Origin of the sequence: Solilutibacter silvestris (genome assembly GCF_050574925.1) — a bacterium.
Classification (GTDB): domain Bacteria; phylum Pseudomonadota; class Gammaproteobacteria; order Xanthomonadales; family Xanthomonadaceae; genus Solilutibacter; species Solilutibacter silvestris_A.
In genome coordinates this window covers 1,087,826-1,111,956 of record NZ_JBCMOO010000002.1, presented here as the reverse complement: position 1 = coordinate 1,111,956, position 24,131 = coordinate 1,087,826, and the positions used below count along the sequence as shown (strand labels likewise).

25 protein-coding genes are annotated in these 24,131 nt (G+C 63.9%); 12 read left to right on the top strand and 13 right to left on the bottom strand.

The window, feature by feature from the left end:
* Positions 1 to 64: 64 nt before the first annotated feature.
* Complete coding sequence (locus ABE093_RS05800; protein ID WP_430759880.1) at positions 65 to 1,717, top strand: hypothetical protein; 1,653 nt, start codon at positions 65 to 67, stop codon at positions 1,715 to 1,717.
* Between the two features lie 234 nt (positions 1,718 to 1,951).
* The gene (locus tag ABE093_RS05795) at positions 1,952 to 3,070 is read left to right on the top strand and encodes an MFS transporter (RefSeq protein ID WP_430760099.1); all 1,119 of its coding nucleotides are present in this window, start codon (positions 1,952 to 1,954) and stop codon (positions 3,068 to 3,070) included.
* Here the strand turns inward: ABE093_RS05795 and ABE093_RS05790 are convergent.
* Positions 3,006 to 3,623: an ACP phosphodiesterase gene (locus tag ABE093_RS05790; RefSeq protein WP_430759879.1), complete on the bottom strand. Its 618-nt coding sequence runs from the start codon at positions 3,621 to 3,623 to the stop codon at positions 3,006 to 3,008. The two genes, ABE093_RS05795 and ABE093_RS05790, sit on opposite strands and share 65 nt — an antisense overlap.
* 16 nt (positions 3,624 to 3,639) lie before the next feature.
* Positions 3,640 to 5,595 (bottom strand): alpha/beta hydrolase family protein, encoded by a 1,956-nt coding sequence (locus ABE093_RS05785; protein WP_430759878.1) that lies wholly within the window; start codon positions 5,593 to 5,595, stop codon positions 3,640 to 3,642.
* A gap of 121 nt (positions 5,596 to 5,716) precedes the next feature.
* Here ABE093_RS05785 and ABE093_RS05780 point away from each other — a divergent pair, with 121 nt between their 5' ends.
* On the top strand, positions 5,717 to 6,454 hold the full coding sequence (locus ABE093_RS05780) for an ABC transporter ATP-binding protein (RefSeq protein WP_430759877.1): 738 nt from the start codon (positions 5,717 to 5,719) through the stop codon (positions 6,452 to 6,454).
* A complete protein-coding gene (locus ABE093_RS05775) occupies positions 6,454 to 8,229 on the top strand; it encodes a putative ABC exporter domain-containing protein (protein ID WP_430759876.1) in 1,776 nt (591 codons plus the stop codon). The genes ABE093_RS05780 and ABE093_RS05775 overlap by 1 nt, the downstream gene beginning before the upstream one ends.
* Positions 8,230 to 8,238: 9 nt before the next feature.
* On the opposite strand, the gene ABE093_RS05770 is transcribed toward ABE093_RS05775, so the two are convergent.
* From ABE093_RS05770 to ABE093_RS05760, 3 genes are read right to left on the bottom strand one after another with little or no spacing between them, the layout of a single operon-like run.
* A complete protein-coding gene (locus ABE093_RS05770; protein ID WP_430759875.1) occupies positions 8,239 to 8,598 on the bottom strand; it encodes a hypothetical protein in 360 nt (119 codons plus the stop codon).
* 17 nt (positions 8,599 to 8,615) lie between these two features.
* A complete protein-coding gene (locus ABE093_RS05765; RefSeq protein WP_430759874.1) occupies positions 8,616 to 9,389 on the bottom strand; it encodes a LytR/AlgR family response regulator transcription factor in 774 nt (257 codons plus the stop codon).
* Positions 9,382 to 10,650 (bottom strand): sensor histidine kinase, encoded by a 1,269-nt coding sequence (locus ABE093_RS05760; protein ID WP_430759873.1) that lies wholly within the window; start codon positions 10,648 to 10,650, stop codon positions 9,382 to 9,384. Before ABE093_RS05760 ends, ABE093_RS05765 begins: the two co-directional genes overlap by 8 nt.
* A 165-nt stretch (positions 10,651 to 10,815) precedes the next feature.
* On the opposite strand from ABE093_RS05760, the gene ABE093_RS05755 reads away from it, so the two are divergent.
* From ABE093_RS05755 to ABE093_RS05735, 5 genes are read left to right on the top strand one after another with little or no spacing between them, the layout of a single operon-like run.
* Positions 10,816 to 11,469, top strand: a complete 654-nt coding sequence (locus ABE093_RS05755; RefSeq protein WP_430759872.1) for a glutathione S-transferase family protein — start codon at positions 10,816 to 10,818, stop codon at positions 11,467 to 11,469.
* 3 nt (positions 11,470 to 11,472) lie between these two features.
* Positions 11,473 to 12,108 carry a TetR/AcrR family transcriptional regulator gene (locus ABE093_RS05750; RefSeq protein WP_430759871.1) on the top strand — a complete coding sequence of 212 codons (636 nt, stop codon included), beginning with the start codon at positions 11,473 to 11,475 and terminating at the stop codon, positions 12,106 to 12,108.
* The gene (locus tag ABE093_RS05745; protein ID WP_430759870.1) at positions 12,105 to 12,518 is read left to right on the top strand and encodes a VOC family protein; all 414 of its coding nucleotides are present in this window, start codon (positions 12,105 to 12,107) and stop codon (positions 12,516 to 12,518) included. The genes ABE093_RS05750 and ABE093_RS05745 overlap by 4 nt, the downstream gene beginning before the upstream one ends.
* A gap of 27 nt (positions 12,519 to 12,545) precedes the next feature.
* Positions 12,546 to 12,953 carry a VOC family protein gene (locus ABE093_RS05740; RefSeq protein ID WP_430759869.1) on the top strand — a complete coding sequence of 136 codons (408 nt, stop codon included), beginning with the start codon at positions 12,546 to 12,548 and terminating at the stop codon, positions 12,951 to 12,953.
* A 32-nt stretch (positions 12,954 to 12,985) separates the two neighbouring features.
* A complete protein-coding gene (locus ABE093_RS05735; RefSeq protein WP_430759868.1) occupies positions 12,986 to 13,438 on the top strand; it encodes an SRPBCC family protein in 453 nt (150 codons plus the stop codon).
* A 16-nt stretch (positions 13,439 to 13,454) separates the two neighbouring features.
* Here the strand turns inward: ABE093_RS05735 and ABE093_RS05730 are convergent, their stop codons facing one another.
* Positions 13,455 to 15,089: an MFS transporter gene (locus ABE093_RS05730; protein WP_430759867.1), complete on the bottom strand. Its 1,635-nt coding sequence runs from the start codon at positions 15,087 to 15,089 to the stop codon at positions 13,455 to 13,457.
* 96 nt (positions 15,090 to 15,185) lie between these two features.
* Between ABE093_RS05730 and ABE093_RS05725 the strand changes: the two genes are divergently transcribed.
* Positions 15,186 to 16,397, top strand: a complete 1,212-nt coding sequence (locus tag ABE093_RS05725) for a cation:proton antiporter (protein WP_430759866.1) — start codon at positions 15,186 to 15,188, stop codon at positions 16,395 to 16,397.
* Positions 16,398 to 16,418: 21 nt separating this feature from the next.
* Here ABE093_RS05725 and ABE093_RS05720 read toward each other — a convergent pair whose 3' ends face one another.
* From ABE093_RS05720 to ABE093_RS05690, 7 genes are all read right to left on the bottom strand, one after another.
* Complete coding sequence (locus tag ABE093_RS05720; RefSeq protein WP_430759865.1) at positions 16,419 to 17,627, bottom strand: serine hydrolase domain-containing protein; 1,209 nt, start codon at positions 17,625 to 17,627, stop codon at positions 16,419 to 16,421.
* A gap of 19 nt (positions 17,628 to 17,646) precedes the next feature.
* Entirely contained in the window at positions 17,647 to 17,967 is a 321-nt protein-coding gene (locus ABE093_RS05715; protein ID WP_430759864.1) for a hypothetical protein, read from the bottom strand.
* A complete protein-coding gene (locus ABE093_RS05710) occupies positions 17,964 to 18,680 on the bottom strand; it encodes a hypothetical protein (protein WP_430759863.1) in 717 nt (238 codons plus the stop codon). Before ABE093_RS05710 ends, ABE093_RS05715 begins: the two co-directional genes overlap by 4 nt.
* Before the next feature lie 6 nt (positions 18,681 to 18,686).
* Positions 18,687 to 19,544 (bottom strand): DUF2167 domain-containing protein, encoded by an 858-nt coding sequence (locus ABE093_RS05705; protein ID WP_430759862.1) that lies wholly within the window; start codon positions 19,542 to 19,544, stop codon positions 18,687 to 18,689.
* A gap of 27 nt (positions 19,545 to 19,571) precedes the next feature.
* Positions 19,572 to 21,245, bottom strand: coding sequence for a M28 family metallopeptidase (locus ABE093_RS05700; protein ID WP_430759861.1), 1,674 nt, complete (start codon positions 21,243 to 21,245; stop codon positions 19,572 to 19,574).
* A 90-nt stretch (positions 21,246 to 21,335) separates the two neighbouring features.
* Positions 21,336 to 21,779 carry a hypothetical protein gene (locus tag ABE093_RS05695; RefSeq protein WP_430759860.1) on the bottom strand — a complete coding sequence of 148 codons (444 nt, stop codon included), beginning with the start codon at positions 21,777 to 21,779 and terminating at the stop codon, positions 21,336 to 21,338.
* A gap of 100 nt (positions 21,780 to 21,879) precedes the next feature.
* On the bottom strand, positions 21,880 to 22,116 hold the full coding sequence (locus tag ABE093_RS05690) for a DUF3297 family protein (RefSeq protein ID WP_430759859.1): 237 nt from the start codon (positions 22,114 to 22,116) through the stop codon (positions 21,880 to 21,882).
* A 74-nt stretch (positions 22,117 to 22,190) separates the two neighbouring features.
* Here ABE093_RS05690 and ABE093_RS05685 point away from each other — a divergent pair, with 74 nt between their 5' ends.
* The gene (locus tag ABE093_RS05685; protein ID WP_430759858.1) at positions 22,191 to 23,216 is read left to right on the top strand and encodes a class I SAM-dependent methyltransferase; all 1,026 of its coding nucleotides are present in this window, start codon (positions 22,191 to 22,193) and stop codon (positions 23,214 to 23,216) included.
* A complete protein-coding gene (locus ABE093_RS05680) occupies positions 23,213 to 23,923 on the top strand; it encodes a pseudouridine synthase (RefSeq protein WP_430759857.1) in 711 nt (236 codons plus the stop codon). Before ABE093_RS05685 ends, ABE093_RS05680 begins: the two co-directional genes overlap by 4 nt.
* Positions 23,924 to 24,131 lie beyond the last annotated feature (208 nt).

Below are 24,131 nucleotides of genomic sequence, written 5' to 3'. Positions count from 1 at the left end.
CGGCTATTTATGGTGCATGCTTCGATGGCATGCCTTCTGTGTGATCTTTGCGCCTTTGTAGCATATGTCCAAGTCAAATGCTGAAGCCGCCATATCTTCTAAGCTCACTGAACTTCAGGAGAGAATCAAGAGCTTGTTTCGTGGTCAAGAGAAAATTGCGGTTATCGAGATAGTTCGCACACTTGACTATATTTCAATACTTGAACTCACCGACGCCCCTTTGAGTGCTGATCAGCGCACCAATAACTACTTCGCGCGTTGTGGTGCTGCTGCAGCATTGCAGCCCGTTTTGCCTCTTGTTGAGGAGGCGGGCGAAGGGGTGCCATGGCATAGCTCCGGAGAACATCTCGCTACATATTTTTATAGCTATCTCGTCACCTGCGGGAAGTTGGTGGATTTGTTGCGGCTTGTGAGATTGGAGCGGTATGGGCTAGCCCGAACGGAAGTAGCTCTTGCTCGTGTGGATATCTATGTTCAATCTGATGCTCGTGAACGTAGGGCCAGGGGCATCTCTCGGGCTTTGCGGCTTTCCCAGGTGGAACGAGCTGATATCGGTGTCCCGAACACCCTTATAAATCGGATGCGCGAGTACGTCCAAAAGGATGAAGCCTATCTCATCAGATACGACAATGATTGGGAGATTGTTGGGGAGTATCGCAGGCGAGCCAAGCGATATTCCCGTTATTTCCTTGAGGGGGAAGCTTTTCCGGATACCTTTATTCTTGGAGGACGCCCTTTTTTGGATTGGAAAATTGCGTGCGAGGATGCCCTTGGAAGAATCCTAATGCACGCAGATTTTTCCTTCCTGTTGTGTGAAAAGCACCCTGAGATTTCCTTGCGAGACATCATCACGGTGCCAGTCAGGAAGGAAGACGTAGCAGATATCTGGGGTGAATCGGGCCACAATTCGGAAAGCGTCGCTTCAATAATGCGGACTCTTACGTTGCATTCAGGCGATCTTGTGGGGTGGCGGGATTCCTTTGAGATTCCGACTTGTTATTACATAGGGATTGGGTCGGATTTCCTTTTACTGTCATCTTTTGGTGCATTGCTTAATCCTTATTACTCATTGTTTCGATACCTTCGAACTGCTTATCGGGGTGATTGGGACCGGGGAGTGGATCTGCGGGAAGGGATATTTAGGGCAGACCTCAGAAAACTTTTCTCTGAAGAAAGATTTCTCGTTCCTTCTCACGGATATAAAGTCAAACGAGAGGATGGATCGCATCTCACGGACATCGATGCGGTAGTGTGTGATAGAAGCACGGGGAGTCTCGCCCTTTTCCAGCTCAAATGGCACGACGTGTATGGTCGCTCTCTTTCTGAACGTGAGAGTCGACGTAAGAATTTGGCTAAAGCCGCGGATTGGGTTGCTCGCGTAAGCGCGTGGATTGGCGGGAAGTCATCCCGCGAGGTTGCGGCTGCGCTTGGCCTGCAAGTCGCGTGTTCAGAAGCGGTGCCTGAACTCTATGTCATTGCTCGATATGGAGCCCAGTTTGAAGGCGACGATAGGGACGATCGTGATGCAACTTGGCTTCCCTGGGCCGAGTTGATGGCATTGAAGGAGGCGGATGCAGGAAAGGATCCCCTTAGGGGAATTGCGGTGGCAGCTCGCACCACCGGTGGCGATGGCGATGGCGAGGCATCTTCTGCTAATTACGGATTTCCAGGCCTAACTGTGATTGTGCATGTTGCTGGGGGGAGTATGAAATCCTAAAAATGCACGCGCGTCGAAATATATATATTCCGACTTAGCGTTCATCTGAAAGTCCTTGGGGTTGTAATAAGTTGCCAACCGGCAAGGAAGAGGCTGCTGTGATCGTATTCACGGCCGCCGCAGGATATTGCAGTGCACAATAAGCAGATGACCGCCGTCCAATCCGCACCCGGCACCGCACCCCACGCCCCCCTCTCCCCACGCGAAGTATCGTGGGTGCTGTTCGCGCTGGCGATGGGCGGTTTTGCCATTGGCACCAGCGAGTTCGTGGTGATGGGCCTGATCAGCGAGATCGCGCGCGGTTTCGGCGTGACCGAACCGCAGGTCGGGCATGTCGTCAGCGCCTATGCATTGGGTGTGGTGGTCGGCGCACCGGTGCTCGCCATTCTTGGTGCGCGTCTGCGTCGACGCACCTTGCTGTTGCTGCTGATGGGCTTCTACGCATTCGGCAACCTCGCCAGCGCGTTGTCGCCGAGCTACCACGCGATGCTGCTGTTCCGTTTCATCGCCGGATTGCCGCACGGTGCTTATTTCGGCGTGGCGGCGTTGGTGGCGGCGCACATCAGTCCGCCATCTCAGCGTGGCGCTGCCGTCGGGCGGGTGATGCTTGGCCTCTCGGTGGCATTGTTGATCGGCAATCCGCTGGCGACGTGGCTGGGGCAGTTGCTGAGCTGGCGCTATGCCTTCGGTCTGGTCAGCATCATCGCGATCGCTACCGTGCTGATGACGGCGCGCGTGTTGCCGCCGGGCATGGGCGCGCCGCGCACGGATGCGCTGGCCGAGCTGCGCGATTTCAATCGCGCGCCGGTGTGGTTGACGCTGGGCATTGGTGCGATCGGTTTCGCCGGCATGTTCTGCGTCTTCAGCTATCTCTCGCCGACATTGGTGCAGGTCACTGGCATGCCCAAGAGCTTCGTGCCGGTCGGTTTGGTGGCATTCGGCATCGGCGGAATCCTCGGCACGCTCGGCGGCGGCTGGCTGTTCGATCGCTACGGTTTCCGCGCCGCGGCCATGGTGCTGGTGTGGTCGATCGTGTTGCTGCTGGTGTTTCCCTCCGCCGCGCATTCGCCGTGGACGGTGCTGCCGGTGGTGGTCGCGGTCGGCACCATGGGCGCACTGGCGACGGTGCTGCAATCGCATCTGATGGACGTCGCAGGGCGTGCGCAGACATTGGCGGCAGCGTCCAACCACTCGGCGTTCAACGCGGCGAATGCATTGGGGCCGTGGCTGGGCGGCATGGCGATCACCGCGGGCTACGGCTGGACGTCGACCGGCTATGTCGGCGCCGCTACGGCGCTGGGTGGATTGCTGATCTATCTGCTGGCGCGTCGCGCATCAGCGCCGCAGCCGTAACGAGATCGGGAAAGAACGTCTCGAACGTCGCATCGATGTCCGCTTCGTTGTCCCGCAGCACCGACAGGCAGGCGATCAGGCGATCCCCGTTGCGCGAAAGCCGGGTGGCGATGCCGCGCACCGCGCGATCCACGCTGGCGCGCTCGCGATAGGAACCGAGCCAGTCGTGTTCCGCCATGTGCGGGGCGATGGCATGCAGGCGCGGCGGTAGCGAATCACGACGTTCCTGCAGGACGCGATAGACGCGTGCGGTGAAATCGTCGAGCGGCACGTCGCTCCAGCGCGACCATTCGCGCGCCAGGCAATGATCGAAATACACATCGAGGACGATGCCGGCATAACGGCGCAGTTCACCGAATCTGGCGCGCGCGGCAGTAACGGCAGGATGGGTGTCGGTATAGCGATCGATGTGGCGATGGCGAACGATCTCGGCGCGCACCGGTTCCGGCCAATCCAGCAGCGCCGATTGCCCGAGCACGAAGTCGCCAAGCAGGGCGCCGAGGATGGCGTCGTCGGATTGGCGCGCCAGCCATGTGTGCGCGAGATAGTTCATGGCTGGGATGGTAGCGTCAGTGCTTCGCCGCCCGCGCGCCACCGAGGTTGTCGGCGAGGAAATCGAGCAGCTTGGTATAGAACTCGCGGCGATGCGCTTCGGTGTAGAAGCCGTGGCCTTCGGTGTCGAAGTACAAGGTCTCGACCGGCTTGCCGGCATCGCGCAGGACCTTGGCCATGCGCTTGGTGTGCGCGATCGGTGCGGTCCTGTCTTCGCCGCCGGCGGCAAGGAAGACCTTGGCCTTGATGTTCGCGGCCATGTTCACCGGGGATCGCGCCGCGAGTTGGTCGCGCATGCCGACCCAATCCGTTTCCCAGTTGCGAAGCCAGGCCGAGTCGCGCGATTTCTCGCGGTGCATCGCCTCGAGGTCATAGACGCCGACATAGCCCACCGCGCAACGATAGAGATCGGGCTCCTTCGCTGCGCCCATCAACGCCGCATAGCCGCCATAGCTGGCGCCGTAGATGCAGATGCGCGATGCGTCGGCGACGTGCTGGTCGATCGCCCAGTGGGTGGCGTCGGTGAGATCGTCCTGCATCGTGCCGCCCCACTGGCGCGCACCGATCTGCTGGAACGCCCGGCCGTAATTGCCGGAGCCGCGGAAATTGACCTGCAGTACGGCATAGCCGGCTTCGGCCAGCATCTGGGCATCGTCGTCGAACGCCCAGCGATCGAAAATGCCGTATGGCCCGCCATGCGGCATCACCACCATCGGCAATGGCTTGCCCTCCGCTGCGCCGACGGGCAATGTCAGGTACCCGTGCAGCGTCAAGCCGTCGCGGGCGCGAACGGTGATTTCGCGCATCTTCGCTTGCTTGAGCGGATCGAACCATTCGCGCTGTGCAAAGATGCCGTCGGCCGTCATCTTGTGCGGATCGAACAGGAACGTGTCGCCCGGCGAGCGGTCGTTCCACACCTGCACCAGGGCAATGCCATCGCGCGTGTACGAGGTGACATTGACGGCGCTGCCGGGAAACGCCTTTTCCAACGCGCGGTACAGACGCGTGCCTTCGCCGCTGCCGTCGAGCAGCCGGGTATGGACGCCATCCGACATGTATTGGGCGCCGAGCAGGGTGTGCCTGTCGCGATCGAGGATCACGGCGTAGGGGTCCACGGACTCGTCACGCAGGACCTGCTTGCGTTCGCCGCTGCGGGTATCCCAGGCGACGATGGCATCCGGGCCTTGCGGCTGCGTGGCGATGAAATAGGCGATGGCGCCGTCGGCGGAAAAGCCGATGGGCACTTCGGTCCGTCCGCTTTGCGCCTCGTCGTTGATCAGCCGCCAGTCGGCCTTGTCGTCCGCGCGGTAGTAGAGCTTGCTGTAGTTGTCGTTCTTCGAACCCCTGGCGAAACGGACATGGCCGGCGGCATCGGTGAGAAAGGTTGCGTAGGAAATCGGCGCGGTGGCGACCGGCGTGCGGTGGCCGGTGTAGACATCCATCTTGTCGACGTTGGTCTGCGGCTCCCGTCCGAGTTGCGTGACCGAGATCAGCACGTTGCGTGGGTCGCCGGGGATGGTGTCGATCAGGTCGGCCAATTCCCATTGCGGGTTGTAGTCGACGACATCGACCAGCCCGACCTGGGCTTTCGGGCCGATGAGAGTGCGGACGTGCTTGCCATCCACGCCCAACGAAAACAGCTGGCCGGTGCGATAGGGCTGGTCGCGGCTGCCCAACCGTTCGGCCATGGCGATCACCAGGCGGTCGTCGCTGACCCACCAGAAATCATCGACCACCGAATTCTCGACGCCGGCCGCGCCATCGACGATCTTGCCGTCCTCGCGCCGAAGGATCACGAGGCCGGTGCGATCCGCCAACGGCGTGGTCGCGGCGTAATAGCGGCCATCCGGCGAAATCTTGATAACCCCGTAGCCATCTTTCTTCAGGTAATGCTCGAGCTGCACTTGCGCCCGCGTGGACAGCGCCGGCAACAGCAGCAGCGCGAACAACAGACTGTGGATTCCCCTTGGCATGCGGCCCCCCGGCGTGATCAAACGAGTGTAATCGCTGGCATGCATCGCCAGCCACGGGTGGAGCCGATGCATGACAACCGTCACTGTGATCGGGGGAGGGGTTCCAAGCTAGACTCCGCCCATGATCGAACTCCAGCATCTGAGCAAGCAGTACGGGGACTTCACTGCGGTCCGCGATCTTTCGTTCATGGTCGGCGCGGGTGAAGTGATGGGGCTGGTCGGGCCGAATGGCGCCGGCAAGACCACCACCTTGCGTTGCCTGTCGGGAATCATTCCGGCGACGACGGGGCATTCCTATGTCGGTGGCGTCGATATCGCCGCCGATCCGGTCGCCGCCAAGCGCCAGCTCGCCTTCATTCCCGACGAGCCGCGTTTGTTCGACCACCTCACCGTCGAGCAGCACCTCAATTTCGTCGCCCGCCTGTACGGGATCAGCGATTGGCAGGCGCGCGCGCAGCCGATCCTCGACGAGCTGGAAATGGCCGACAAGCGCAAGCTGTTGCCGTCCGAGCTCTCGCGTGGGATGAAGCAGAAGCTCGCGATTTCCTGCGGCCTGCTGCATTCGCCGCGTGCGGTGATCCTCGACGAGCCGCTGACCGGTCTCGATCCCTATGGCATCCGCCGCATGAAGGACACCATGCGCAGGCTCGCCGGCGAGGGCGTCGCGATCATCCTCAGTTCGCATCTGCTCGACCTGGTCGAAGAGGTGTGCACGCATCTCCTGATCCTCAAGGACGGCAACAAGGTCGTCGACGGCACGGTGGCGCAAGTGCGCGCGCTGTACGCCGCCGATGCCGACGCCAGCCTGGAAGACGTGTTCTTCCGCGCCACCGGCGATACCGGGCACGTGAACGCATGATGTCTTCGGGCAACCGGTCCACGTCGGTGTTCGGCGCCTTCGTCTACCTGCAGGCGACGTCGCTCTACAACAACGTGCGCCAGCGCGTGCTGCGCCTGCGCCAGCCGAAATACCTGGTGGGTGCGGTGATCGGCGCCGCCTATCTGTATTTCTTCATGATCCGCAAGGTCATGGGCGTCGGGCATGCGCCGGCCAATATGAAGATGGCATCGCCGGCGGTGATGGCGGACATCGCCACGCTCGCGGCGCTGGCGTTGGCGCTGTACGTGTTCCTCGACTGGATCCTGTCGCGCGAGAGCGTGCGGTTGTCGTTCACCGAAACCGAAATCGATTTCCTGTTCCCGGCGCCGCTGACGCGCACGTCGCTGATCCATTTCAGCCTGTTGCGCTCGCAGCTGGCGATCTTCTTTTCGTCGTTCCTGATCGGCCTGCTGGTGCGTCGCGGCGTCGGTTTCGGCGGCGGCCATCCACTGCAATACGCCACCGGCATCTGGTTGCTGATGTCGACCCTGAAGCTGCATTCGCTGGCGACGTCGTTCACCTTCGAGCGCCTCATCGGATTCGGGGTACGCCCGTGGTTGCGTCGCGGCGTGCTCACCTGCGCGCTGCTGGTGGTCGCCTTCGCCTGCTGGTGGCCGATCCGCGGTGCGCTTCAGTTGCCGGAAGTGGCGTCCGGCGCCGACAACATCGGTCGCATGCAGTCGTGGTTCCACGGCATCGTCGCCACTGCGCCGTTGTCATGGCTGCTGATCCCGTTCCGTTGGATGGTCGCGCCGATCTTCGCGCCCGATGGCGCGAGCTTCCTGCGCGCCCTGGTGCCCGCGCTGGCATTGCTGGTGCTGAACTACATCTGGGTCGTGCGCGCGCAGGTGTCGTTCGAGGACGCAGCGATCGTGCACGCGCGTCGTCATGCCGAAAAAGCCACGGCGAAACGCGAAGGTCGCCTGGGCCTGCGTGCGCCGAGCAAGCCGCGCAGCGAACCGTTCCGCTTATCGGGGCGCGGCGAACCCGCGTTGGCTTTCCTGTGGAAGGGATTGGTGGCGATGGGGCCGATGTATCGCCTGCGGACGTGGCTGGTCGCCGCGGTCGTGGTGATCGCGGCCTGTTATTGGCTGGCCGCGGACCCGTCGCGCCGTGGCGCGTTGGCGGCGATTGGCATGTCCGTGTGCGGGCTTGGTGCCTGGCTGCTGCTGCTCGGCCCGATGATGGTGCAGAACGGATTGCGGCGGACTTTCGAGCGCCTGGATGTCCTCAAGGCCGCGCCGTTGCGCGGCTGGCAGATCGCGCTGGGCGAATTGTCGACACCGGCGACGGTGATGTGCTTCGCGTTCTGGTTGCTGCTGTTGTTCGCCGCAATGGCGCTGTCCGCGCGCTACGACGTGCTGGCGCCGGCACAGGTCGTTGCGACTGCGATCGGCCTGGCATTGATGGCGCCGCCGTTGTTCGGGTTGATGTTGTGCGTGCCGTTCGCGGGCATGCTGTATTTCCCGGCGTGGACCTTGGGCGGCGACGGCAACAACCGCGGTTTCGAAGTGATGGGCCAACGCATGTTCTTCATGCTCGGTTACCTGATCACGCTGGTGTTGGCCGCGATTCCCGCGGCCCTCGTTGGCGGGCTCGCCTTCCTGCTCGGACGCTGGATGATGGGCTGGGGCGTCGGCGGATTGCTGGCGGCGATCTGCGCCGGCGCCGTGTTCGCGTTCGAACTGTCGTTCGTGCTGCGCCTGCTGGGCGCGCGCATCGAGCGCTTCGATCTCTCGCAGGAACTGCGCTGACGCCGCGATTCAGTGCGGCGTTGTCGCGGGTTGGCAGTCGGCGCCGGGGATGGCCGCGGTCGTGGTCACGCAGGGCCGGAAGTCCACCAATCCCGTGAGTTGACGGCTTTCCCCGCGCGCGATCGCGAAATGCTGCAACGGCGGCAGCTTGCAGCTGGCGAGACCGCCGCAGGCATCCGGGTACAGCGTGTACTGGCATTGGCCGCTGCTGCTGTCGACGCATTCGAAGCGCGACACGCCATCCTGGACATGGATCTTGCTGTACAGGGTTTCGCTCTCCGATTGCACGCGATGGCTGTAGCTGGTGCCGCTTTGCGAACAGCCGGACAGCGCGAGCAGGAACTGGAACAGGGCGACGAACTTGGACATGACGATTCCTCCCGGGGTCACATGTGCTTGAACAGGGCCATGAAGGGCAGGCTGACGGCGAGTGTTTCCGGACGCTGCTTCAGGCGCACGGTGCCGCGGCCGCTGTCGTCGCGGGCGATGCCGGCGATGGCCTTCAGGTTGACGATGGTGGAGCGATGGATCTGCTTGAAATGGGCGCCATCCAGTCGTGGCAGCAATTCGCGCAAGGGCGTGCGCAATACCGCTTCGCCATCGGCGGTGACCACCGTGGTGTATTTGTGGTCGGCGCGGAAATAGGCGACGTCGTCGACCAGGATCAATTTGGTCTCGCGTCCCGCGCTGGCGGTGATCCAGGTCAGGGGTTCGATCGCGCCGGCGGCGTTCGGCAGCGCGCCGAGCTTGTCGAGCAGGGCGGCGAGCGCCGCGGCATCGGGCATCGTGTCCTGCGCCTGCAGGCGGGCGACGGTCGCGTCCAGGCGTTCCGGTTTCACCGGCTTCAGCAGATAGTCGATCGCGCCGCGTTCGAAGGCATCGATGGCGTACTGGTCGTAGGCGGTGACGAAGACGATGCGGGTACGCGGGCTGGCATCGGCGGCGAGCGCCGCGACTTCAAGACCGTTGAGGCCGGGCATGCGGATGTCGAGGAAGGCGATGTCCGGCATGTGTTCCGCGAGTGCTTCCACCGCGCTGGCGCCGTCTTCGCATTCGGCGACGATCTGCAAGGCCGGCCAGGCACGCTTGAGTTCGGCGACCAGCGCATGCCGCAGCAGGGTTTCGTCTTCGGCGACGATGCAGGTGCGCAGGTCAGACATGGTTCGCGCGCTCCGTCGTTGCGGTCGCGGGGACCGTGATCGTCGCCGCCACGCCACTGGGGAAGTTGGCGATCACCGACAGGTTGGCGTCGAAGCCGTAGCGCAGGCGCAGGCGTTCGCGCACGTTCTTCAAACCGATGCCGCTGCCACTGGTCTTGCCGGTGAAGCCTTCGCCGTTGTCGGCGACAGTGATCGCGATGCCGTCGCCGTCGCGGCGTGCGCGCAGCCAGACGACGCCACCGCCGGTACGCGGCTCGAGCCCGTGCTTGATCGCGTTCTCCACCAGGGTCTGCAGCATCATCGCCGGCAGCGGAGTCGAGCGCAGCGCTTCCGGCACGTCGATCTGCACGTCGAGGCGATCGCCCATGCGGATGGCAAGGATTTCGAGATAGGCGAGCGCACGTTCCAGTTCCGCGCCGAGCGTGGACATCTCGTCGTCGGCGTTCGGCAAGGAGCGGCGCAGGTACTGGATCAGGTGGCCAAGCATCGCTTCGGCGCGGTCGGGATCGCTGCGGACGAGCAGTTGCGCGCTCGCCAGGGTGTTGTAGAGGAAGTGCGGCTCCACCTGCGCGTGCAGCAGCTGCAACTTCGCTTCGGTGAGTTCCTTCTGCGCGGACGTCTGGGCGACATCGGCACGCTCGTTGCGACGGCGTTCGCCGATGCGGCGGGTGATCGCGCGCAGGATCGCTTCGGCATTCTCGTAGTTGCTGCCGTCGTCGACCAGGAACAAGTCGCTCCAAGTCGGATTTTCCGGTTCGCAGACCAAAGTGACACGACCACTGTCCTCGCCTGGCGTCACCGTCGCCAGCAACTGGTTGCGCGGCTGGCCGAACCAGCGCAACGGATTCCAGCGCTGCAGTGGATGCTCGCCCCACGCATGTGGACGCGCGACCTTGGCTTTCACCTGCAGGCTGTCGCGCGTGCTTTGCACCTGCTGGATGCCCGGCAATTCGCGGATCGCGGCGTCGAGCAGGTCGAAGGCCTCGCCGGCTTCCAGCGGAATCTCCACTTGTCGACGCTGGCGATTGCTGAGGGCGTCGCCATCGGTGCGGCCGGCGATCAGGCGCACGCGATGCAGGTGCGAGAACGCACCGGCGATGACCAGTGCCATCGTGCCAAATGCAAAGATCAACATCGGCGCTTCGAACTCGCGAAGCCAGGGCACGCTCGAGTAGAGCGCGGTCAGCAGCAACACCAGCGCGCCCCAGGCGATCGCGATGCGCAGGACGAAGAACAGTTGCTTGAGCAGGGACTTGAACATGCGCGGCTCGCGGTGCGGGTCGAAGGATTGCGCTCGAGGATAGCGATGGGGAATGCCGGCGCCAGAGGGCGTGCGACGAAACGGGGAATGGCGCGATGAACGAGGGGGTTGACAGCATACCAACTGGTCGGTATTGTCCACTCCATCGGCAAGGGAGCCAGTGCAATGGGCATCGTCATTACTGCGTTCGAACGGTCACCCGACGGCGGCAAGGGGCTGGCGCGCGATACCCGCGTGCGCTGGGCGCTGGAGGAAACCGGCCAGCCCTACGACGTGCGCCTGCTGTCGTTCCAGGCGATGAAGGCGCCGGCGCACTTGGCGCTGCATCCCTTCGGCCAGATCCCGACCTATGAGGAAGACGACCTTGCCCTGTTCGAAACCGGATCGATCGTCTTCCATCTCGCCGAACGCCATCCCGGGTTGTTTCCCCAAGACGCCAATGCGCGCGCACGGGCGATCACCTGGATGTTCGCGGCGGTCAACACGATCGAGCCGCCGATCCTCGATCTCGTGACCGTGCGAATCCACGAAGGCGACAAGCCGTGGGCCGCCGAGCGCCTGCCGTTGGTTGCGGATCGCATTCGCGTTCGCCTGAAGCAGCTTGCCGCCCATCTCGGCGATTCCGAATGGCTCGACGGCGACTTCAGTGCCGGTGACCTGATGATGGTGTCGGTGCTGCTCAGGCTGCGTCTGTCGGGAATCCTCGATGAATTTCCCAGTCTCGCTGCTTACGTCGCTCGCGGGGAAGCGCGTCCCGCCTACCAGCGTGCATTCGCCGCGCAACTGGCGATCAATGCCGCTCCGTCATTGGCAGATTGATCCATGTCCACGACACCTCCAGCCACCGTCTCTTCGCGCCAGCGCCTGCTCGATGCCGCGCTCAGCGAATTCCGTACCCGCGGTTACGCCGCGACCACGGTGGACGATCTGTGTCGCGCCGCCGGCGTGAGCAAGGGCGCGTTCTTCCATCATTTCGCCAGCAAGGAAGCCTTGGCCTTGGCCGCGGTGGAGTACTGGAACACGTACACCGGCCAGTTGTTCGCGCAATCTTCATATCACACGCTGCCCGATCCGCGCGACCGCGTGCTTGCCTATATCGATCTGCGCGGCGAATTGCTGCAAGGCGAGCTCGCGCAGTACACCTGCCTGCTCGGCACCCTGGTGCAGGAAACCTACGAAAGCCATCCCGCCTTGCGCGCGGCCTGCCGCGCCGGCATCGAAGGTCACGCTGACACATTGGTGCGTGATATTGCCGAAGCCAAGAAGAAATATGCACCGAAGGCGACGTGGTCGCCGGAAAGCGTCGCGCTGTACACGCAGACGGCGCTGCAGGGCGCGTTTGTGCTCGCCAAGGCGCAGGGTGGGCTGGCCGTCGCCGCCGATGCCGTCGCCCACCTGCATCGCTACATCGAATTGCTTTTACCCGTTCCAAATTCAAAACCCAGGAGAACGCCATGAAAAAGCTCGAACCCTATTTGTTCGCAAACGGTCGCGCCGATGAAATGATCGGTTTCTATCAACAAGCCCTCGATGCCGAAGTGCAGATCCGGATGACGTTCGGCGAGAGCCCGGCGCCGGCGCAGATGCCACTGCCGACCGGTTGGGACGCGAAGGTGATGCATGCCACGCTCAAGGTCGGCGATGCGCAGTTGATGATTTCCGATGGCGACACCGACAAGGCCGCCAACCACACCGGCTTCCGCATCTCGCTGGCCTTGGACAGCCAAGACGACGTGCGCCGCGCCTTCGACGCCCTGTCCGCCGGCGGATCGGTGCAGATGCCGCTGGGCCAGACCTTCTGGTCGCCGCTGTTCGGCATGGTGACCGACAAATTCGGCATCGGCTGGATGATCGGCGTCAACGCCTGATACCCCCACACCCAAAGGAAAACAATCATGCAACTGATCGCGTATCTCAATTTCGATGGCAACGCCCGCGAGGCAATGGACTTCTACGCGCAGGCGCTTGGCGGCAAGGTGACGCAGCGCTTCACCTATGGCGAATCGCCGATGGCCGAGCAGTGCGGCCCCGACTCCGCGGACAAGGTGATGCATTCGCAGGTGGAAGTCGGCGAAGTCACCCTGATGGGCGCAGACGGCCCGCCGCCGCACGCCGCCGGCAGCACGACCATCAACATCGTCACCGACACGGCGGAAGAAGCCGAGCGCATCTTCGCGGCCATGTCGGCCGGCGGCACGGTGCAGATGCCGATCGCCGAAACCTTCTGGGCGCATCGCTTCGGCATGTTCACCGACAAGTTCGGCAAGGGCTGGCTGGTCAACTGCCGCAAGCCGATGAACTGATCCACCATCATTCAATCCAAAGGAGTCACCACATGGCTACCGGAACCGTCAATCTGCATCGCGTCCTGCGCGCACCCGCCGCCCGCATCTACAAGGCCTTCCTCGATCCCGACGCGATGGCCAAGTGGCTGCCGCCGAACGGCTTCACCGGCAAGGTGCATGAAATGGATGCCCGCGTCGGCGGACGCTACAAGATGAGCTTCATCAATTTCTCGACCGGCAACAGCCATCATTTCGGTGGCCAGTACCAGGAACTGGTCCCGGGCGAGAAGATCGTCTACACCGACGCCTTCGACGATCCCAATCTTCCGGGCGAGATGCGCACCACCATCGTGTTCAAGACGGTGATGTGCGGCACCGATGTCTCCATCGAACAGAGCGGCATCCCGGAAATGATTCCGACCGAGATGTGCTATCTCGGCTGGCAGGAATCGCTGGTGCTGCTGGCGCAGCTGGTGGAAGCGGAAATTCCCGACGGTCCGTGATGCCGGCGCGCGTGGATCAGTCGGCTTCGGCCAACTGATCCTGGATGTCTTCCAGCGAGGATCCGCGGGTTTCGATGCCATGGCGCAGCAGCATCGCGCCGGATGCCGCCATCACCACCGCGATGGCGACTGCGGCCATCGTGATGTGTTCGAACAGGCCGAACACGCCGAGGCCGGCGCCAAGGACGCCACCGGCCTTCGAGCTGGCGGCGATCACGCCGGAGCCGGTGCCGCGCAGATGCACCGGATAGATTTCGGTGGCGTAGGGGATCAGCATCGCGACCACGCCGCTGATGCTGACCAGCAGCAAGGCGACCGCGGCGATAGTGACGCCGGGCGAACGGATCTCGAAGGTGCCGATCGCGGCGAACGCCAGCAATGACAGCGTGGCGAGCGCGATGAACAGCACCAGTGAACGGAAACTGCTCCAGCGGTGGTAGAGCCACACCACCACGGCGATGCCGGGCAGCGCGTAGACGGCCGATTTCGCCAGCAACTTGCTTGCGGCATGCGGATCGACACCGAGCTTGGTGAGGTTAACTGGCAGCCACAGCAGGAAACCGAAATTGGCGAGGCCCCAGGCGATGCCGCAGACGATCAGGCCCCAGCTGATCTGTGCGTGGCGTCCGCGCAACAGATGCCGCCATGTCGCCGGCGGTGGCGTCTGGTCGAGTTCGGGTGCGCCCGGATGTTGTGCATCGTCGACTTCGACCGCGGCTGCTGCAGGACCTGCGAAGCGGCGTAATACCGCACGGGCCTGTTCTTCCAGTCCGGCGTTGGAGAGAAAGCGCGGCGATTCCGGGATCCAGTTGTTGAGCAACAGGATGATGATGCCGGTCGGCAGGTTGAGCAGCCATAGGATGCGCCAGCTGAACATCGGTTCGAGGATCGCGGCGGCGCCCGACGCCAACAGGTAACCGGCCGAAGTACCGACACCGCCGAGTGCGACCAGCAACCAGCCACGATGCGCGGCCGGCACGGTTTCCGCCATCAGGGTGAACGCGATCGGCAGCAGGCCGCCGGCCGATGCGCCCATCAGGAAGCACATCACCAGGTTCCAGCCGAACAACGGCATCGCGCCGCAGATCGCGGTGCCGATGAACATCAGCGCCGACAGCAGGATGCCGGCACGGCGACCGAAGACATCGGCCAACCAGCCCCACACGATCGAACCCACCGTGGTGCCGATCAATGCGACCAGCGCCAACGTGCTCGCGGTCGGCTTGGTGATCTGGTATTCGGCGCTCATGCCCGGCATGACGAAGCCGAGGGTGGCCGGCTTCATCACGTCGATCGCCAGCGCGACCACCAGCACGACCACCAGCGTCCAGTGCGCGCGATTGAGCGCGACGCTGTCGGCGAGGTGGAAATGAAGATGGCGCTTGCCGCCATGCAGCGTTTCACGCATTTGCGCCAGGCGCGGCATCAGTCCGTAACCCGACAGCAGCACGCCAAGCGGAATCAGCACCATGCCGGTGATCATCGTGGCGTCCATCGGCATGCCGACCATCTGCCAATGCATGTCGCGACCCATCATGAACATCGGCATGTGCATCAGCACGCCGGCGATGATCGCCGCGCAACCGGCCCAGAACGCGAAGGGATGATGGAAGGTGATGCCGCCGGAAGCGGTGGTCGAAGAGGTGCTCATGCCCGGATTCTGGCAGATGCGGGCAATGCACGTCGCGGTGGCCCGTGCGTCCGCGCTTCCCTTATGATCGCCGGTCGGGAAAACGAGGGGACGACTTTGCACGCAACGACCAACACCACCGAAATCTTCCTGATCGCGATGGGGATCATCCTGACGGTGCCCTATCTGATCTGGCGCGTCTGCCGCACCGATTACTACGCGCCGCTGGTGGTGGTGCAGATTATCGCCGGCATCCTGCTCGGGCCGGGCATCCTCGGCAAGCTGTTCCCCGACTACTACGCCTACGTGTTCAGCCCGGCGGTGATCGCGCCGCTCAACGGCATCGCGTGGTGGGCGGTGATGCTGTTCGTCTGCATCGCCGGGGTCGAGTTGGATCTGAAACGCGTGTGGACGCATCGCGGTGAATCGCTGACCTCCGCCGGATTTGCGCTGGGCACGCCGCTTGTCCTCGGTGGCGTCGCCGCGTTCGGAATGCTGGCATTCCCCGGCTGGATCGGCCCGAAGGCGCAGTCCTGGCAATTCGTCGTCGGCATCGGCATGGCCTGCGCGGTGACGGCGTTGCCGATCCTGATCCTGCTGATGGAGAAGCTCGAGATCCTGCGCGCACCGCTGGGCCAGCGCCTGCTCCGCTACGCCAGCCTCGATGACATCGCGATCTGGGGCGTGCTCGCCATGATCCTCATGGACTGGACGCGCGTCGGCAAGCAGGTCGGATTCCTGATCGCGTTCGCCTTGGTCACGGTGTTGTTCCGCAAGCTGATGCGCGCGCTCCAGGAACGGGATCGCTGGTATGTCGCGCTCATCTGGCTGGTCGCGATCGCATGGGGCGCGGACTGGTCCGGCCTGCATTTCATGGTCGGCGCCTTCCTCGCCGGCGCGGTGATGGACGGCGAATGGTTCGATCAGGAAAGCATGGACCAGTTCCGTCGCTACGTGCTGCTCGCCTTCATGCCGGTGTTCTTCCTGTCCACCGGCCTGCGCACCAAATGGGATGTTGGCGGCGCTGCGGTCTTCATCGCGGCCGGCGTGCTGCTGGTCGCGTCGATCGGCGGCAAGCTGCTGGGCATCCGCATCGCCGGAAAACTCCTCGGCTGGTCGCGCAATGAAACATCGATCATCGGCTGGCTGCTACAGACCAAGGCGCTGATCATGATCATTTTCGTCAACGTGCTGCTCGACAAGCAGCTGATCACCAACGAGACGTTCACCGCCCTGCTGCTGATGGCGGTTGCCAGCACGATGCTGACCATTCCGATGGTCGCGCCGAAGCTGGCGCGCGATCCGCAACTGTCTTCGAAAGCGGCTTGATGCCACGTCGTGGCGATCGGGTCAGTGCCCGGTCGCCATCGACTCCTCGATCGCGCTGAAGGCGGAATGCGCGCCGCTGGCGGCGTTCTCGACACCGGTGGCGAAATAGGCGACGCCGGTGCCGGCCTGGGGATCGATCCACACGCCCGAAAGCAGGCCGTAGGCATTTCCGGAATGGCCGACGTGCAAGCGGCCGTCGCTGAACAGATCGTCGCGACAGGATTTGCCGTCGCCGCGTGAGAGTTGCTGCGAGGCGTAACCGTAACTGCAGAAGAAACTGCCGCGCTGCGGTTCGTCCATTTCGCCGATATCGCCGTCATGGCCGTCGTAGCGCCAGTGCGAGGACAGCATTGCTTGTACCGATTTCGCGGTGAGGAACCGCGTCTTGCCAACGCGCCCGTCGTTCAACAACAACTGCCCGATTTTCGCCAGGTCCATCACCGAGATGCGCAGGCCGCCCTGCGGCGAGAACAGCGTGCCGTTCTGCCCGGCGACCCATTTCGTGAGATCGCAGCCGCCATCGCGCGCAGGGATCACCGGACAGTCCGGCGCCTTGCCGTGCAGGTCGTCCTTCTGCGGCTTGCCCGCGGCGTCATACAGCACGACGCCACGCGCGATGGTCGCGGCATCGCAGCCCGACCAGTTGAAGCAGGCATGCAGCCCCAGCGGCTGCAACACCAGGCGTTGCATCAGGCGATCGAAACGTTCGCCGCCGGCGCGTTCCATGACGCCGGCGACCATCGGGAAGTTGAGGTTGGTGTAGCGGAACCAGGTGCCGGGCGCATGCGCGCTGTCCCATGCCTTGGGGTCGTTGGCGAGCGTGCGGATGTCCTCGCCCAGCGCGACATTCCAGTAGCCGGCGTTGTCGGTCAGGCTGGAGGTATGCGACAGCAGCATGCGCAGGGTGATGGGCGTGTCCGGGAACGCGGGATTGCGCAGCGTCCAGCCCAGCCGTTTCGACACGTCTTCGTCGAGATTCAATTTGCCTTGTTCGACCAGGCGCATCACCCCGAGCGTCGTCACCAGCTTCGACACCGATGCGATGCGCGCGGGATCGTCAACGGTGATGCGGCGTTGCGCGGCGACGTCGGCATAGCCTTTGGCGTCGCGAATCAGGATGTGCTGGCGATCGAAGGTGACGCGCACCTGGGCGACGGGTTCGGCGGCGCGCGCGCTCGTGCATGCAGCCGCAGCGAGCAGTGTCGACAGGATCAATCGCGCGTGCTTCACGGGATACTCCTCGTCGGGGTCATTCCCGATGATAAAGCGCGTCGTGGTAGGCGCGATCAAGTTCCTTCAGCTTGTCCTCGAACGCGGTGCGCAGCCCGATCGGCAGGCGATCGATGTCTTCCGCGATGTATTGGCCGCGCAGTCGCTGGTAGGCGGCCTGGATGTCGGCCAGCGGCGCATTGGATGGCACCTCGAGGACTTCGAACCAGGGGCGGGGGACGGAATCGGCCCGTGGCGGCGACGCAGATGGCGATTCACGCTTGAGGTTCGGCAGCAGCACTGCGACCAGCCAGTAGCCGAACAGGAAACAGCCGACGACGATGGCGATGAGTTGGATCATGCGGGAAGGCTCCGGGAGATGCGTTCGCGACGCGCCTGCAAACCGGCTTGCAGCTCGCTGCCGGGATCGGCGAAGGACAGGTCGATGTCGGTGCGGTCGAGCAACTCGCGGCGCAACGACGCGCGGTCACGCGTATTGCAATGACGGGTGGCGAATTTCACCGGATCGCTGGCGAACGCATGATGCCGGCACAGGCGACGCAGGTAATTCACCGAGTAAGGAGGGCACAGCAGCGTTTCCGCGATCAGGCCCAGCGCCGCTTTCGCATCGAGCCCGAGTGCGGCGCGGCGACGCCAGGCGAAAACGCCCATGGCCGCGGTGACGAGGTACGACGCCAGCAATTCCGTCAGCAGCAGCGTTGGCGAACGATGGGCCAGCACGGTGACGGGGATCGCCACCAGCACGATCGCCCAGGCAAAGACGCAGCCGATGCGAAACGGCATCAGTTGCGACAGGAAAGCATCGAGGCGAGCGCCGTCGTCGACACCATCGACTGCCGTCCACGTCGCGCGGAACAGTGCGCGCTGCGGCACGAGCGGATTGGGCAGGAAGAGATAACGTCCCGCGAGTTCGACGCCGGCACTGGCGGAGACCTTCCAGTTCCGCCAGCGTTCGGCGATGGCGACCTCATCGTGGTACAGCAGCAGCGCGGAATCCTGGAGATAGAACAACAGGATTCCGGCGGCGAGCAGCCATTCGCCCGCGATCCACATCCGCGATCAGGACTTGTCGCGCGAGAAGAAACGCTTGATCGCGGCGCCGGCGGCGGCAAACCCGACCAAGAGCAGCTTCCAGAACTTCACCAGCGCGATACCGATGGTCGCGAACAGTCCCTTCTTGGCGGCGATCGCGGCGGCGCCGCCGGTCACCAGGGCGGCCAGGCCGATCTCGGCGACGTGGTCGCCGGCCTTGAACTGCGCATAGCGTTCGCCGTCGTTGAAGTCGTAACCCGGCAACAGGCCCTTGAATTCGTTGATCGATGCGGTCAGCGTTTCCGGATCGGCGAGCACGACCAGGTTCATCACGCCGTGGCGGCCGAGCAGGCGGGTGTTGTAGTTGATCGTCTTGCCCTTGGTCTGTTCGTTCTCGCCGATGATCGCCCACTCAAGCCGATGGGATTGTGGATCGTATTGCGGCTTGAAGCTCCAACCGGTGGCGTGGATCGCGCCCCAGCCGCGCTTGCGGCGTTCCTCGTTGCTGGCTTCGGTGCCTTCCTGCACCGACTTCAGCAGCGCGTCGGCATCGAGCTTCTCGTCGTCCTTCACGTAACCGATGGCATCGAACGAGAGCAGTGCGATCCAGTGCAGGTCGTCGGGCGCCAGCGTGTAGAGCTCGCCCTCGCTGGGCGGGTTGTGCATGATTTCTTCGAGCTTGTGCGAATTGGCGCTGTCGAGGAAGCGATAGCCCTTCGGCACCTGCAGCGTGGCCTGGCTGCCCACCTTGGCCGTGGTCGGGCCGACTTGCCAAGCCAGCTGGTCGACCGGATCGGTCTTGCCCGAAGCCTCATCGGCGAAAACCGGTGCGGCAAGAAATGCCAGTGCCAATGCAAACAGCAGGCGCGTGCAACGTTGAATCATGTCCCCATCCCCTTGTTGATCGTGCGGTTATTTTCGGTCTTTCGCGCTCTTGTCGCGCGCTGCGCGGAATTCGGAATCCTGCGACCAGTTCGGCCATTCGCGTGAATTCGCCAGCTGCCAGCCCAGTGCGTACGCCACTTGCAGGTCGCGCGCGGCGCCGGTCACCGGCCATGACGCCTCCCACTGGTCGGCAGGCTGATGATAGCGGTCGCGGGTGTATTCCGCGCTCAACTTGCGGCCCGCGGCGACGCCGCCGTCGATCATGTCGTCGCCGGCTTCGAACGACACCGCCGGCACGCCGCGCTTGGCGAACGAGAAGTGATCGGAACGGAAGAACAGTCCCGCCTCCGGATGCGAGTCCGGGCTGTAGCTCATGTTCCACTGCTTGGCGGTGGCGACCAGGTCATCGAGGAGATCGAGCTTGGCGCTGCCGGAGATCGTGAAGTCGCGGGTGGGCCCTTCCATGTTCATGCCGTCGATGTTGATCACGCCGACGGTCTTGCCCAGAGGATAGACCGGCTTGCTGGCGTAGTACTCGGAGCCGAGCAGGCCTTTTTCCTCCGCAGTGACGAACAGGAAACCGAGCGAGCGCTGTGGCGCCGGTTTCGCCTTGGCGAATGCGCGCGCCAAGGCCAGCACGCCGGCGGTCCCGCTGGCGTTGTCGACCGCGCCGTTGTAGATGCGATCGCCCTTGGCGTCCGGCGCGCCGACGCCGAGATGATCCCAGTGCGCGCTGTACATCACCATTTCGTCGGGGTGGCTGCGACCGGGCACCATCGCGACCACGTTGTGGGACGTGATGACCTTCGAATCCACCGCGTACTTCGCCGAGAAACGTTCGCCCTTGAGTTCGACCGGCTTGAAGTCGCGCGTCTGCGCCTGTTTCTTCAACGCATCGAAATCGAGGCCGGCGCGCTTGAACAGATCGATCGCAACATCGCGCTGGATCCAGCCTTCCAGTTGCGGATGCGTTTCCTTCGGGCGATCGCGCACCACGTCGAACATGGTGTTGGTATTGGAGTTCTTCACCGTCGCCCAGCCATACGAAGCCGGCGCGGTTTCATGCACCACCAGCACGCCGGCGGCGCCCTGGCGCGCGCCCTCCTCGAACTTGTAGGTCCAGCGGCCGTAGTAGGTCATGGCCTTGCCGCCGAAATCGCCGTGGCCAGTCTCGAAGTCGGGATCGTTGACCAGCACCACCAGGATCTTGCCGCGCAGGTCGGCGCCCTTGAAATCGTCCCACTTGCGCTCGGGCGCCTTGACGCCGTAACCGACGAAGACCAGCGGGGCGTCGTGGATGTCGACGCTCTTCGATCCATCCAGCGCCGAGCGGATCGCGATCTGTTCGCCCTGCGTCATCGCGATCTGCCTGCCATCGGCGTCCACCGATACCTGCGGCGAACCGGTGATTTCGGAACGCAACAGCGGCACCGCCTGCGTCCAGCCGCGCTTGCCGTCTTTTTGCATCGTGCCGCCGGGCTTCAATCCACCGGCCTTGAGTTGCGCGATCAGCCAGTCGACAGTCTTGGTTTCGCCGGCAGTCGCCGGGCCGCGTCCTTCGAATTCGTCCGAGGCAAGGACGCGAATGTCATTGGAAATCGATTTGGGATCGAAGGTCGGCGTGGCCTTCGGGCCATTGGCTGCGTGCGTGGGTGCAACGATGGCTGCGCACAGCACGACTGCAAGGAATGAACGACGCATCGGACATCACCGGGGGCGGGAAGCATTCGATGTTAGCAATGCCCGCCGCCGCGGTGATGTTGCATCGCGCCAGCGCGATGCCGTCTGAAGTCAGTGCTTGCCGCCGGCTTCGCTGATGATGAAGCTGCCGAACGCGACGCCGAGTTCGACGCCCTTGCCCTTGCCGGACAGCGCCAGCGAGATCGGACCCTTGGTCACGACCTGGGCTTTCACTGCGTCGCCGGCCGCGGCGCTTGCTTCCGCCGTCGCATAGCCGCCGATCACGTCGCGGATGTTGTGAACGCTGGAGAACTTGCCCTGGCCGTCGCGGATGTTGGATTTGCCGAAAGTCAGGCCGCCGCCCTTGGCTTCGATCTTCACCGGCAAGGTGCTGCCGTCGCTGCAGCGGACGATGCCGTTGCCTTCGGAATGCTTGTAGAAAGCCGACCAGCCCTTGAGGTTGAAACGCAGGTTGCAGCTGAGTTCGCCGGCGCTGGCGTTCTGCGCGAACAGCGCGGCCGCGGCGAATGCGGCGATGAAAAGAGTTTTGCGCATGGGCATTCTTCCGTGTGGCGCACCCTTGCGGTGCCCGCACACGTTAGACCATCGCGCCCTTAAGCGGGCGTGAGCGCAATGTCCGCGACGAAGGTGCGGTTCAGGTGCGGAAGTAGGGCTCGACCGTGCCCTTGATCTTCATCGTCATCGGCTGGCCGCGACGATCGAGTGCGCGGCCCATCGCCACGCGGATCCAGCCTTCGCTCACGCAATACTCTTCGACATTGGTGCGCTCGACACCGTTGAAACGGATGCCGATGCCGCGTTCCAGCAGATCGGGATCGTGGAACTTGCTGCGCGGGTCGTTGCTCAGGCGGTCGGGCGGGGCGTCGGTCATGGCGGTGCGGCGGTGTGGGCGATACGGGTGCAAAAGGATACGCCAGGCCCTGCTGCGGCACACTATGGCGATCCATGAAAGACGATTCCGCCCTCCAGGCCCTGTGGCTGCCGCTCGACAGTGGCCGCATCGTGCTCCCCGCCGGCGCTTCCGGCGTGTTCCTCAACGCGCGGGCGCCGTTGCCGTCGCGCTGGCGTTCGCTGGCGTGCGTGCAACCGTTCCGGCCCGACTTCGATGCGCTGGTGCGTGCGGGTGCGCAGGCTCAAGCGTCCGATGACGACATCGCCGCCGGATCGCAGTCGTTGGCGCTGCTGCTGGCGCCGCGCGCGCGTGCCTGGGGCCGGGCATTGCTGGCGCGTGCCGCGATGTCATGCGCGGCCGATGGCCAGGTGGTGGCCTGCGCCGCCAACGACGAAGGCGCGAAATCCATGGAAGCGGATTTCATGCGCCTGTTCGGCAGCGGAACCGTCTTGTCGAAGCACAAATGCCGCGTGGTCTGGGCATCGCCGCAGACGGTCGACGTCGCATTGATGGAAGAGTGGCTGCGCGCCGCCGAGCCGCGCCAACGCAGCGATGGACTGTGGACGCAGGCCGGGGTGTTTTCCGCCGATGCCGTCGACCCCGCCAGTGCGCTGCTGATGACGCATCTGCCCGCCGATCTGTCCGGCAACGTCGCCGATTTCGGCGCCGGAACCGGCGTGTTGTCGCGGCATGTGGTTCGCCATTGCCAGCAGGTGCGCCGGGTCGATCTCTACGAGGCCGATCACCGGGCGCTGCAGCTGGCGCGGCGCAATCTCGATGACGCCAATGCCGACACCCGCCTCCACTGGCATGACATCGCGACCGGCGTGCAGGAGCGCTTCGATGCCGTGGTGATGAATCCGCCGTTCCATCTCACCGGCAAGCGTGGCATTCCCGAACTCGGCCAGCGTTTCATCGATGTCGCCGCCGATGCCCTGCAGCCGCGCGGGCGGCTGTGGATGGTGGCGAACTCGCATCTTCCCTATGAAGAGGTGCTGGCGCGACGTTTCGCGCGCGTGGACGCGGTGGCGAAGCATGCCGGTTTCAAGGTGCTGCACGCGGCGGAGCCACGGCGATGAGCAAGGTCAAGCTGCTGCGCTATCTCGCCAATCTTGGTTATGGCAGTCGCCGCGACGTGTTGGCGATGTTTGCGGACGGCCGCATCGGCGATGCCGCCGGCGAAGCCTTGTATGGCGATGATGTGCGCGCGCACGACGACATCCGCATCGATGGCGAGCCGCTCGATCCGGCGCCGGGCCTGTTGCTGATGCTCAACAAGCCGACCGGCTATACCTGTTCCACCAAGGACCAGGGGCGCCTGATCTACGACCTGCTGCCGCGACGGTTCCGCCAGCGCGATCCGGTGGTGTCCCCGGTGGGGCGGCTCGATCGCGACACATCCGGTCTGTTGCTGATGACCGACGACGGCACCTTGCTGCACCGGATCATCGCGCCGAAGTCGAAACTGCCGAAGGTCTATCGCGCGCGGCTGGCCGGCGACTTGCGTGGTGACGAAGGCCCGGTGTTCGCCAGCGGCACGCTGATGCTGGAAGGCGAAAAAACGCCGCTGCTGCCGGCGGAGCTCGAAGTGCTGTCCGCGCGCGAGGCGCGACTCACGCTGCACGAAGGCCGCTACCACCAGGTGCGACGGATGTTCGCGGCGGTCGGCAATCACGTCGAAGCGCTGCATCGCGAGCGCATCGGCGGGCTCGATCTCGGCGATCTGCCCGAAGGCGAATGGCGCTTGCTGGGTGACGACGAACGCGTGCGCTTGTTCGCCGCGTGATCGCACGCGCTGGTGGCGTGGGTCGCCACTCCGCTGCGCGGTACGCCGTAAATACGTCCATGTAGGCTCATGCGCCGCATCCATGCGGCGCAATGCCCGCGCATCGGTGCGACGACCCACTTCCGCGCGCGTGTTGTTGCTTTCTCGGAGTGCGAAAAGCCCGCCACCGGCGGCGCCTATGCGGTTCGTCTGTAGCGCCGACCATACG